Source organism: Pseudomonas sp. NPDC098747 (genome assembly GCF_044760045.1).
Classification (GTDB): domain Bacteria; phylum Pseudomonadota; class Gammaproteobacteria; order Pseudomonadales; family Pseudomonadaceae; genus Aquipseudomonas.
This window is the reverse complement of the sequence record NZ_JBIWAL010000035.1, coordinates 1-11,738: the sequence shown is the minus strand read 5'-3', so window position 1 is coordinate 11,738 and position 11,738 is coordinate 1. Positions and strand designations below refer to the sequence as shown.

Sequence of the window (11,738 nt, the reverse complement as noted above, 5' to 3'; positions counted from 1 at the left end):
AATTATACAAACACCACACAGAAATCAACCATGAAAAAAACTATTTACCTAAACCACAATCTTCACATAAACCCGGTGGTTCCTTGCCTGTTCTGGCGGTTGCGCATGGTAGCACCGGCCTCGCGCAGCGCTCAACAATGCCCCATGTGGCCTGCGGTCGCGTTATGCTTCGCAACATTCATACATAGAAGGAAACAGGATTCATGGCAGGAAGCAGTTTGCTGGTGCTGATCGACGATATCGCGACCGTTCTGGACGACGTTGCGTTGATGACCAAAATGGCCGCGAAGAAGACCGCCGGGGTGCTCGGCGACGACTTGGCGCTCAATGCCCAGCAGGTCTCGGGCGTGCGCGCCGAGCGGGAAATCCCCGTGGTGTGGGCGGTAGCCAAGGGCTCGTTCGTCAACAAACTGATCCTGGTGCCGTCGGCGCTGGCGATCAGTGCGTTCGTGCCGTGGCTGGTGACGCCGCTGTTGATGGTCGGTGGTGCGTATCTGTGCTTCGAAGGTTTCGAAAAACTCGCGCACAAGTTTCTGCACAGCAAGGCTGAAGACGACGCGGATCACGCGCAACTGAGCGCGGCCGTAGCGGATCCGGAAACTGATCTGGTTGCGTTCGAGAAGGACAAGATCAAAGGCGCGATCCGCACTGACTTCATCCTTTCGGCAGAAATCATCGCCATCACCTTGGGCACCGTGGCCGGCGCCTCGCTGACCCAGCAGGTGATCGTGCTGTCCGGCATCGCCATCGTCATGACCGTCGGTGTGTATGGCCTGGTGGCCGGCATCGTCAAGCTCGACGACCTCGGTCTGTGGCTGACCCAGAAGCCTGGGCAAGCGGCCAAAAAAATCGGCAACGGCATCCTCGTCGCAGCGCCCTACATGATGAAAGCCCTGTCGGTGATCGGCACGGCGGCGATGTTCCTGGTCGGCGGCGGCATCCTGACCCACGGCGTGCCGGTTGTTCATCACTGGATTGAAAGCGTTGGCGCCGCGGCGGGTAGTGCCGGATTTATCGTGCCGGTGTTGCTCAATGGTGTCGCGGGGATTATTGCCGGTGCGGTGGTGTTGGCGGTTGTAATGGTGGTCGGCAAGATCTGGAAAGCTGTCAAAGGCTAGTGGGCAACACATAACAACTGTGGGAGCGAGCTTGCTCGCTCCCACAGTTGATCCGGTTCCATTCAATGAAAAAGGCCATTCGACTCGCATCGAATGGCCTTTTTTGTACCTGCTGAAAGCTACTCGGCAACCTGCAATTTGCGCGACTCGGTGTACACGTAGCGCACTTTCTCGTACTCGAACGGCGAGTTCAGCTGGCCGTATCGGAAGCTGGTCTGGTGACGCCTGTCGACCGCGCGCAGGGCCCAGACTTCCGGGTGGTTGGAGCTGACTTCCGAGACGTTGAGGAAGTTGATCGCCGATTCGGCGGTGTAGTCCACGGCCAGGCCTGCGGTGTCGCGGATGTTCGACGGGCCGAGGATTGGCAGGACGAAATAGGCACCGCCCGGTACGCCGTAGAAACCCAGAGTCTGACCGAAGTCTTCGCTCTGACGCGGCAAGCCCATGGCGGTGGCCGGGTCCCACAGGCCGGCGATGCCGATTGTGGTGTTGAGCAGCAGGCGCGCGGTGGTTTCCATCGAGCGCTGGCCTTTGAACTGCAACAGGCTGTTGACCAGGTTCGGCACATCGCCAATGTTGTTGAAGAAGTTGCTTACGCCGGTGCGCAGGAAACTTGGCGTGACGTAACGATAGCCGTCGACCACTGGCAGAAACACCCATTGGTCGAAGCGATAGTTGAAGTGGTAGACCCGACGGTTCCACGATTCCAGCGGGTCATAGACGTTCAGCGCGTTGAGCGTCGAACGTTCGAATTCACGCTGGTCCAGGCCCGGGTTGAACTTGAGTTTGGTCAGCGGTTCCTTGAAGCCATCGCTGTCGACCACCACCGGTGCATTGGCTTTGCTGTTGTCGGCCTGGGCTACGCCTGCACAGAGGAACGCTGCTACCAGCAGGAGATATTTAGCCACGGAAGAACTCCAGCATCGCGTCGCTGTTGACGCGGTAGTTAATGTTGCCGCAATGGCCACCCAGTGGATAAACGGTCAGGCGATCACCGAAGGTCTTGCGCAGGAAACCGAGGTCGCCCGGGCCGAGGATCACGTCGTCGGCGTTGTGCATCACTGAGATTTTCGGGCTGTCGTGCAGGTAATCCTTGAGTGCGTACAGGCTGACCTGGTCGATCAGTTGCAGCAGGCTGCCGCCGTCGGTGCGCGCGCGCCACATCGGAATGACCTGTTCGGTCAGGTAGCAATCGAAGTCGCATTGCAGCGCACGCTTGAGGAACGGCGTGAGGCTGGTGCCTTCAGTGATCGGGAACTTCGGCGGGGTGATCAGGCCGCGACGGTTGATCAGGTCCGAGGTAAAGGCAATGTCGGCTGCCGAAAAGCGGAACGAAGTGCCGATCAGCATCGCCATCTGCTCGTTGCTCAGGTGCTGCTTGGACTGCTGAAAGTCGTAGAGCAGGGCGTCATTGAGATCGATGTAGCCTTTCTGCTGGAAGTAACGGGTCAACTTGCCCAACACCAGTTCATAGAAGGTGGTGCTGTTGTTGATGCCTTTAACCTCGGTCTGCACGAGCTTGTCGAGGTTGGTGATCGAGGTGTAGAGGTTGACCGGCGGGTTGAGCAGCAGAACTTTCTTGAAGTTGAAGCTGCGACGGGTCTCGTCCAGATGAGCGACGAACGCGGCATCCAGTGCGCCGAGGCTATAACCGGTGAGGTAATAGTCAGTGACCGGCACATTCGGGTTTTGCGCCCGTACGGCCTGCATCACCCGGTACATGTCTTCGGCGTCTTCCTTGGTAATCCCAGGGGTGGCGAAGCGAGAGGCAGCGCTGATGAAGTCGAAACTGGTCGGCGAAGACAGCTGCACGACGTGGTAGCCGGCCTTGTAGTAGAGCTTTTTCAGGTATTCATTGAGCGTGCTGTCGAAGCGCGCGCCGGTGCCGGCGATCAGGAAGATCAGCGGCGCTGGTTTGTCCTGTTCGGCGATGCGGTAGGTCAGCTTCTTCACTGGCCAGAAGTTGTCCGGCAGGATGAACTCGCGTTCCGGACGCAGGGTGACGCTACGGTCCGACTGATTGATGTCTTCGTCCAGCGGCAACTCCGGGCGCAAGTCCGGCGGAGTCGTGGCGATGGTCGCCTCGAAGGGGTTGGTCAGGGGGTAGCCATAACTGGCGGCGTCGATATCCACCGCCAGTGCGGACGCACTCAAGATAAGGCCGCTGAACAGCGCGGCGAAGCGCAAGGAATGGAGCATGACGAGATCCCTAAGAGGAAGGTGCCGAATGAAGTTCGCAGGCTATGACCACCGGGTTTGCGCCAAAGTGCCATGCCGCGGCACCAAACAGGCAGAATTCGGAGTAATAGTAGCTGGACGATACACGTTGCACCGATTGTATGACTAGTTAACTGTTGTTATTGCTTGCGTATGGTTGGCGGCGGATTAAGCTGGCCGCCGATTTCCGAAGATTGGAGTGTTTCATGTCCCGCCGCTTGCCCGTGATTCTGTTGCTCGTTTTGTTGCCATTGTGGCTGGCCGCCAGCTATGGCGCGCGTTATGGCTTCATGGAAGATGGCAAATGGGTGGGAATTTGCGTCGATGAGGCCAGCCGCTGGGAATGCCAGTTGCGCGCAAACCTTGGGCTGATGATTCACTTCAAGGTGTTGGGCTGGGCGGCGCTGGGTGCGGCGTTGATCGGTTTTGTCGTGCCGGGGCGGGCAGGGTGGTGGTTGGCGGTGTTGGCGCTGGTGTTCGGGTTGCCCGCGCTGGCGTTGTACAACACCACGTTGGCGGTGTTTGCGGTGGTGATTGGCGGGTTGCGCTTGGTCCGCGCGTCTCGTAGCGTCTGATAGTCAGCATTCGCGAGCAAGCTCGCTCCCACAGGGTATTGGGGAACACCCAAATCTAATGTGGGAGCGAGCTTGCTCGCGAAGAGGCCGGCACTGACGCTGAAGATCAGTGGGTGCGAACGCGAAGACAGCGCCACAACGCCACAACCAGCAACCCGCTGACCAGCGCCCAACCCCAGGCCTGCTGATTCTGCATCCCTTCCAGATACAACTGCGGCGCAATGCTTGCCCCGATGATAAACGTCAGCAAAGCAATCTCCCGACGCGGCACGCTCACCGGGCGGCACAGATAAACCAGCGCCGGCAGGACAAACGCCATGCTGGCAAAGCTGCGATAACGCGCATCGAAGACCATCTCGAGCATCATCACCGCCGCCGCAAAACCGGCTGCCGCGACTAGCCAACCAGCACGACGCTCCAGCAGATTGAAGATGCGTTCACGCCAGCCAATGCGAGCGCTCAAGGTCAGCGCGGCATGGCCCAGCACCAACAGATTCAAAACCGTCAGCAATCCGACCCACAGCCATTCGCTGGCAAACCGTGTGGTCACGAATGCCAGATCACCCCAGGCACCGATCGAGCAAGCGGCGAGGGCGCCCAGCAGCGGCAGCACCAGTGCCGAGCGCGTATTGCGCACCCGACCACCGAGGATAAGCGTGCCAAGGAAAATCAGACCGCCGACCGCCAGCCACAGCTTCCAGTACGGCACGTTCGTCACCGGTCCCGCGAGTATGCCTTTGTCCTGACGGTCGGCATCGAACAACCCCCAATACCCGCCCACCGCGCCTTCACTGGCACGCTTCCACGGCTGATCAAAGGCTTCGATCAGGTTGTAATGCCAGCCTTCTTTCTCGGCCATCGCGACAAAACCACGAATGAACTTCGCCTCGTTGACCCTGCTCGGCAGCGCCGTCTCACGCTGGCGACCTTCACTCGGCCAGCCGGTTTCGCCAATCATCACGTCCTTGGGGGCGAACTTGTTGCCGAACACCTGACGCACCTGCGCCACGTGTTGCAGCGCCGCATCGATATTTGACGGATCGTCTTCCCAGTAAGGCAGCAAGTGAATGGTCAGGAAATCCACCGCAGGCGCGACTTCCGGATGCTGAAGCCAGAACTCCCAGACATCGGCGTAAGTCACCGGTTGTTTGATCTGGCTTTTCACCTTGTTGATCAGCTTCACCAGTTGCCCGCCGGTGACTTCCTTGCGCAGCAGCACTTCGTTGCCGACGATCACCGAGCTGACCACGTCCGGGTTGGCGTTGGCCGAAGCGATCAGCAGGTCGACTTCCTTCTCGCTGTCCACCGGGTTGCTGTTGACCCAGGCGCCGATCATCAACTTCAGGCCATGTTTGCGCGCCAGATCCGGCAGGGCTTCAAGGCCGGTCATCGAGTAGGTGCGGATGCATTCAAATCGCGTCGCCAGCAACGCCAAGTCGGCATCCATGCGCTCCGGGCGCAGCTTGAACGGTACGTCGAATGGCGACTGGTCTTTGTCGAACGGGGTGTAGGAGGCGCATTGCAGCTTGTGCGTCGGCGTCGCGGCGTCCGGCAGGATCACCGGTTTGCCGAGGCCATACCAGAAGCCGCCGAAGGCAAACAGCCCGAGCAGACAGGCGAAGAGATAAGGAAGAAAAGGAAAGCGGGACGTCGCGGACATGATCAGGCCGAGTGGCTGCAAAGCGACGCATGTTACCTGCATTTATCCAGCGGTTGGTGGCCTGCATGCTTTTGACATGCAAAGTTCGGGCGGATTATTTGGCGTCATTTATATAGACGCGGTTAATGGCCAACTAATGTCGTTTCTCGTTGCCTTGAGGTCGCTGGCAGAGCAGGTCGCCTTGGGCGTCAGGTTGATGATCGAAGGTGTCAGTACCCTTGTTGGCAATCGCGCTGATGTTTTAACGAGTTTGCGGTCAAGCGTGATGGGGGCGCTGTGCACCATAACAATACGTTGACGATGCCCGGCATCCGTCGGGCGCAGCATTTCGGGGAAGTAACGATGAAGATGCGACGACTTTTAGGCGCAGGTGCCGCTCTGGCGCTTGCGATGAGCTCCACTTTCGCCAGCGCTGAAAAACAGACCCTGAACATCGGTTACGTTGACGGCTGGTCCGACAGTGTCGCGACCACCCACGTGGCGGCCGAAGTGATCAAGCAGAAACTCGGCTACGACGTGAAGCTGCAAGCCGTCGCCACCGGGATCATGTGGCAAGGCGTGGCCACCGGCAAACTCGACGCCATGCTCTCGGCCTGGCTGCCAGTGACCCACGGTGATTACTGGACGAAGAACAAGGATCAGGTCGTCGACTACGGCCCGAACTTTAAGGACGCAAAAATCGGCTTGATCGTTCCGGAGTACGTTAAAGCCAAGTCCATCGAAGACCTGAAGACCGACGATACCTTCAAGAATCGCATCGTCGGCATCGACGCCGGTTCAGGCGTGATGCTCAAGACCGATCAGGCGATCAAGGATTACGGCCTCGACAAATACTCGCTCAAGGCCAGTTCCGGTGCCGGCATGATCGCCGAGCTGACCCGTGCCGAGAAGAAAAACGAATCCATCGCCGTCACCGGTTGGGTGCCGCACTGGATGTTCGCCAAATGGAAACTGCGCTTCCTTGACGACCCGAAAGGCGTGTACGGCGCGGCTGAAACCGTGAACAGCATCGGCAGCAAAGGGCTTGATGCCAAGGCGCCGGAAGTGGCCAAGTTCCTGAAGAACTTCCAGTGGGCCTCTAAAGACGAAATCGGCGAAGTGATGCTGGCGATTCAGGACGGTGCAAAACCTGACGCGGCCGCCAAAGCCTGGGTAGCCAAACACCCGGAGCGCGTGGCTGACTGGACTAAATAACCTGAAATAGCTTTTTCATCGCGAACCCTGTGGGAGCGGGCTTGCCCGCGATAGCGGTCGGTCAGTTGGCTAATAAGTCGATTGGCACGACGCCATCGCTGGCAAGCCAGCTCCCACAGTTTTTTGTGTGTGCTCAAGAATGGCGAATACGTCATGGCGTTCTACTACTAAGGTCGTCTGGAACCTGGCTCGCAGCCGCATACAGTGGATATCGTTCCAACAATAATCTGTGCTGCGAGGATAAAAACAATGAACGACAGCATTTACCTCTCGATTCAAAACAGTCCCCGATTCAAGGAACTGGTTAGCAAGCGAGAAAAGTTCGCCTGGATTCTTTCGGCGATCATGCTTGGGCTTTACTCCGGTTTCATCCTTCTGATTGCTTACGGGCCGCATATTCTGGGCGCGAAGATCAGTCCTGAGTCATCCATTACCTGGGGCATCCCCATCGGTGTCGGGCTGATTCTTTCGGCCTTCGTGCTGACCGGTATCTACGTAAAGCGCGCCAATGGCGAGTTCGACGATCTGAACAATGCGATTCTCAAGGAGGCTCAGCAATGATCCGGCGTCTACTGGCTCTATTGAGCGTTGCAGTGTTCGCACCGGGTGCCTGGGCGGCTGAGGCCTTGACCGGTGCAGTGGCCAAACAGCCGCTGAACATTCCTGCGATCCTGATGTTCGTCGCGTTCGTCGGCGGGACTTTGTACATCACCTACTGGGCTTCGAAGAAAAACAACTCCGCGGCCGACTACTATGCAGCCGGCGGCAAGATCACCGGTTTCCAGAACGGTCTGGCGATTGCCGGTGACTACATGTCGGCGGCGTCCTTCCTGGGGATTTCCGCGCTGGTGTTCACCTCCGGCTACGATGGCCTGATCTACTCGATCGGCTTCCTCGTGGGCTGGCCGATCATTCTGTTCCTGATCGCTGAGCGTCTGCGTAATCTGGGTAAATACACCTTTGCCGACGTGGCGTCCTACCGCCTCGGGCAGACCCAGATTCGCTCGTTGTCCGCTTGCGGCTCGCTGGTGGTGGTGGCGTTCTACCTGATCGCGCAAATGGTCGGTGCCGGCAAGCTGATTCAGCTGCTGTTCGGCCTCGACTACCACGTTGCGGTGATTCTGGTCGGTGTGCTGATGTGCATGTACGTGCTGTTCGGCGGCATGCTGGCGACCACTTGGGTGCAGATCATCAAGGCGGTGTTGTTGCTGTCCGGTGCATCGTTCATGGCACTGATGGTAATGAAACACGTCAACTTCGACTTCAACACGCTGTTCTCCGAGGCGATCAAGGTGCACGCCAAAGGCGAAGCGATCATGAGCCCGGGCGGTCTGGTGAAGGATCCGATTTCGGCATTCTCGCTGGGTCTGGCGCTGATGTTCGGTACCGCTGGCCTGCCGCACATCCTCATGCGCTTCTTTACTGTGAGTGATGCAAAAGAAGCCCGTAAGAGCGTGCTGTACGCAACCGGCTTCATTGGTTACTTCTACATCCTGACGTTCATCATCGGCTTCGGCGCGATCCTGCTGGTCAGCACAAACCCGGCCTTCAAAGATGCTGCTGGCGCGCTGTTGGGCGGTAACAACATGGCGGCGGTGCACCTTGCCAACGCAGTGGGCGGTAGCATCTTCCTTGGCTTTATTTCGGCAGTAGCCTTCGCGACCATCCTTGCGGTTGTGGCAGGCCTGACCCTGGCGGGTGCTTCGGCGGTGTCTCACGACCTGTACGCCAGTGTGATCAAGAAGGGCAAAGCGAACGAGAAGGACGAGATTCGCGTTTCGAAGATCACCACGATTGCCTTGGCGGTACTGGCGATTGGTTTGGGCATCCTGTTCGAAAGCCAGAACATCGCGTTCATGGTGGGCCTGGCGTTCTCGATCGCGGCGAGCTGTAACTTCCCGGTACTGTTGCTTTCGATGTACTGGAAGAAGCTGACTACCCGTGGGGCGATGATCGGTGGCTGGTTGGGGCTGATCAGCGCAGTGGGCTTGATGGTGCTGGGTCCGACCATCTGGGTGCAGATTCTGCATCACGAGAAGGCGATCTTCCCGTATGAGTACCCGGCGTTGTTCTCGATGATCATTGCGTTTGTGGGGATCTGGTTCTTCTCGATCACTGACAAGTCGGCGGCTGCGGATCGGGAACGTGCGTTGTTCTTCCCGCAGTTTGTGCGTTCGCAGACGGGGTTGGGGGCGAGTGGGGCGGTTTCTCACTAAGGCTTTGGGATTGATTGAGTAAGTTGCGTTAAGTGAAAAATGCCCTGATCGAGAGATTGGGGCATTTTTTATTGGGCGGCTGTGTGGGTTTTGTTGATGGTGTGTATATCCGTTGCTGCGGTGATGGCTGATTATGGTTCCGCCCTTACGGCGGGTCACTTTTTCCAGGCGCCGAAAAAGTAACCAAAAAGGCTTTACCCTGACGTTCGGCCCTCGCTGTGGCTCGGGTTCCTTCGCTCCGCGATTGATCCGGGCGCATCACCTCCGGTTTGCTGCGCTGCACCTCCTCTCGATGCATTTGGCTTCGCCAAACGGTCGCTGCGCTCCCACCCCCGGATCAATCCCTCCACTCAGCCTGCCGACGGGCGCTTTAGATCAAGAGCTGCAGCCGAGCTAACGCTCATCCTGTTGAGTGGTGAAAAGCGGTGCGGTCGGCTTTGGTTTTGTGCAGGGGGCAACTAATTCCGGACACCTCTGCAGTGGTCAACTTTTGGCCTTGTGTTGGATTCTCCCCTCACCCCAGCCCTCTCCCGAGGGAGAGGGAGCCGATTTTGGGGCATTTCGGAATCTGAGTTCGACTCGGTATTTCACGTCGGCGTAACTCTTCCAGACACCCCGTTCAGTCCCCTCTCCCTCTGGGCGGTCCGACGTTTCGGGAGGGCTAGGGTGAGGGGCTTTTGATCTGGCTTTTGATGTTGCTCTTGCTCTTAGCCCCCTTCGGCAGGCCGAGCGGAGGTGTTCATCCGGGGGTTAGGCGCGTAGCGCCGTTTGGCGAAGCCAAACACATCGAGAGGAGGTGCAGCGAAGCAAACCGGAGGCGATGCCCCCGGATGGACACCGTAGCGAGGGAACGCGGAGCCCCAGCGAGGCGCCGTACGCCGGGGGCCAAGCCTTTTGGTTCCTTTTTGGCGTTTGAAAAAGGGACTCGCTGTAAGAGCGAAACCATAATCAGCCATTACCGCAGCAACGGATATGCCCCCAATCCAAAAAACCGTCCCGGCACAAACAAAAACGGCCCCTATATAAATAGAGGCCGTTCCCGGTACAACACTAAGAAATTATCGCAAGACAAATCTTATTTGCGGTCTTCCAGCTTGGTAATGTCACGCGACTCGTAGCCGGTGTACAACTGGCGCGGACGGCCAATCTTGTACGGGCTGGAGAGCATTTCTTTCCAGTGGGAGATCCAGCCGACAGTACGTGCCAGCGCGAAAATCACGGTGAACATGCTGGTCGGAATGCCGATCGCCTTGAGGATGATCCCCGAGTAGAAGTCGACGTTCGGGTACAGCGAGCGTTCGATGAAGTACGGGTCGGTCAGCGCGATCTCTTCCAGGCGCATGGCCAGTTGGAGCTGCGGATCGTTGTTGATACCCAGTTCCTTCAATACTTCGTCGCAAGTCTGCTTCATTACAGTCGCGCGAGGATCGCGGTTCTTGTAAACGCGGTGACCGAAGCCCATCAGCTTGAACGGATCGTTCTTGTCCTTGGCCTTGGCGATGAACTTGTCGATGTTGGACACATCGCCAATCTCGTCAAGCATGGTCAGAACGGCTTCGTTTGCACCACCGTGAGCAGGGCCCCACAGTGCGGCGATACCGGCGGCGATACAGGCGAACGGGTTGGCACCCGAAGAACCCGCCAGGCGCACGGTCGAAGTCGATGCGTTCTGCTCGTGGTCGGCATGGAGGATGAAGATCTTGTCCATGGCCTTGGCGAGCACCGGGCTGATCGGTTTGATCTCGCACGGGGTGTTGAACATCATGTGCAGGAAGTTTTCCGCGTACGTCAGGTCGTTGCGCGGGTACATCATGGGTTGACCCATGGAGTACTTGTAAACCATCGCTGCCAGAGTCGGCATCTTCGCAACCAGACGGATCGCGGAGATTTCGCGATGCTGCGGGTTATTGATGTCCAGGGAGTCGTGGTAGAAGGCCGAGAGGGCGCCGACTACGCCGCACATGACGGCCATTGGGTGGGCGTCGCGACGGAAACCGTTGAAGAAGGTTTTCAGCTGTTCGTGAACCATGGTGTGGTTTTTCACGGTGCTGACGAACTGGGCTTTCTGTTCTGCGGTCGGCAGTTCGCCGTTGAGCAGCAGATAGCAGGTTTCCAGGTAGTCCGACTTTTCAGCCAGCTGTTCGATCGGGTAGCCGCGGTGCAACAGAATGCCGTTGTCGCCGTCGATATAGGTGATCTTCGATTCGCACGAGGCGGTCGACATGAAACCAGGGTCGAAAGTGAAGCGGCCCGTGGCCGTCAGGCCCCGAACATCGATTACATCGGGACCAACGGTGCCGGTTAAAATGGGCAGCTCGACGGGGGCTGCGCCCTCGATGATCAACTGCGCTTTTTTGTCAGCCATGTGGCCTCCTATTTATGCTTGAACCATCAGACAGACCCCCCACGCAGGGCCCGCACCACTATAGTGAGATAAATTCGAATGTCAATTTGCCTAAAGTCTTGCTCCAGAAGGCTTTAAGTGCACTTTTTCCTCGAAATTGACTGCCATTTACGCCTTTTATACGACTTGTGCAATGCGCTATTTGGGGTAGGTGATTGCGTTGTCATTAGTAGCCTAACTGTCTATACTCGGCCACCGACCGCCAAGGGCTTTTGGGCCTGCTTTATTGGGGGTCGCATCCCTGGGTGGTGGTTACCTGACCAGTGCACTCCCCAACAACTTTGCCCTGATTGTTAGGGGCTCTTCAGTGTGAAAAAAAAGCCGTGAAAAGCCAACGACCTGTAAACCTAGACC

10 protein-coding genes are annotated in these 11,738 nt (G+C 57.8%); 6 read left to right on the top strand and 4 right to left on the bottom strand.

Features of this window, described 5'->3' with window-relative positions:
- Together ACIQVE_RS19750 and ACIQVE_RS19745 are read left to right on the top strand one after the other, a co-directional pair.
- On the top strand, positions 1 to 188 hold a 188-nt coding region (locus ACIQVE_RS19750; RefSeq protein ID WP_402811181.1), incomplete at its 5' end, for a hypothetical protein.
- A gap of 15 nt (positions 189 to 203) precedes the next feature.
- Positions 204 to 1,118: a DUF808 domain-containing protein gene (locus ACIQVE_RS19745; RefSeq protein ID WP_402811179.1), complete on the top strand. Its 915-nt coding sequence runs from the start codon at positions 204 to 206 to the stop codon at positions 1,116 to 1,118.
- A 119-nt stretch (positions 1,119 to 1,237) separates the two neighbouring features.
- Here the strand turns inward: ACIQVE_RS19745 and ACIQVE_RS19740 are convergent, their stop codons facing one another.
- Both ACIQVE_RS19740 and ACIQVE_RS19735 read right to left on the bottom strand, forming a co-directional pair.
- Positions 1,238 to 2,026, bottom strand: a complete 789-nt coding sequence (locus ACIQVE_RS19740; protein WP_402811177.1) for a VacJ family lipoprotein — start codon at positions 2,024 to 2,026, stop codon at positions 1,238 to 1,240.
- Positions 2,019 to 3,317, bottom strand: coding sequence for a serine/threonine protein kinase (locus ACIQVE_RS19735; protein WP_402811175.1), 1,299 nt, complete (start codon positions 3,315 to 3,317; stop codon positions 2,019 to 2,021). The genes ACIQVE_RS19740 and ACIQVE_RS19735 overlap by 8 nt, the downstream gene beginning before the upstream one ends.
- A 224-nt stretch (positions 3,318 to 3,541) precedes the next feature.
- On the opposite strand from ACIQVE_RS19735, the gene ACIQVE_RS19730 reads away from it, so the two are divergent.
- On the top strand, positions 3,542 to 3,910 hold the full coding sequence (locus tag ACIQVE_RS19730) for a hypothetical protein (protein WP_402811173.1): 369 nt from the start codon (positions 3,542 to 3,544) through the stop codon (positions 3,908 to 3,910).
- Positions 3,911 to 4,016: 106 nt separating this feature from the next.
- Here the strand turns inward: ACIQVE_RS19730 and ACIQVE_RS19725 are convergent, their stop codons facing one another.
- Complete coding sequence (locus ACIQVE_RS19725; RefSeq protein ID WP_402811172.1) at positions 4,017 to 5,612, bottom strand: glycosyl hydrolase family 17 protein; 1,596 nt, start codon at positions 5,610 to 5,612, stop codon at positions 4,017 to 4,019.
- Positions 5,613 to 5,912: 300 nt separating this feature from the next.
- Between ACIQVE_RS19725 and ACIQVE_RS19720 the strand changes: the two genes are divergently transcribed.
- From ACIQVE_RS19720 to ACIQVE_RS19710, 3 genes are all read left to right on the top strand, one after another.
- Complete coding sequence (locus tag ACIQVE_RS19720; RefSeq protein ID WP_402811171.1) at positions 5,913 to 6,764, top strand: glycine betaine ABC transporter substrate-binding protein; 852 nt, start codon at positions 5,913 to 5,915, stop codon at positions 6,762 to 6,764.
- A gap of 249 nt (positions 6,765 to 7,013) precedes the next feature.
- Complete coding sequence (locus ACIQVE_RS19715; RefSeq protein ID WP_402811169.1) at positions 7,014 to 7,325, top strand: DUF485 domain-containing protein; 312 nt, start codon at positions 7,014 to 7,016, stop codon at positions 7,323 to 7,325.
- The gene (locus tag ACIQVE_RS19710) at positions 7,322 to 8,980 is read left to right on the top strand and encodes a cation acetate symporter (RefSeq protein ID WP_402811167.1); all 1,659 of its coding nucleotides are present in this window, start codon (positions 7,322 to 7,324) and stop codon (positions 8,978 to 8,980) included. The genes ACIQVE_RS19715 and ACIQVE_RS19710 overlap by 4 nt, the downstream gene beginning before the upstream one ends.
- Before the next feature lie 1,075 nt (positions 8,981 to 10,055).
- On the opposite strand, the gene gltA is transcribed toward ACIQVE_RS19710, so the two are convergent.
- Positions 10,056 to 11,345 (bottom strand): citrate synthase, encoded by a 1,290-nt coding sequence (gene gltA / locus ACIQVE_RS19705; RefSeq protein WP_042558288.1) that lies wholly within the window; start codon positions 11,343 to 11,345, stop codon positions 10,056 to 10,058.
- Positions 11,346 to 11,738: the final 393 nt, after the last annotated feature.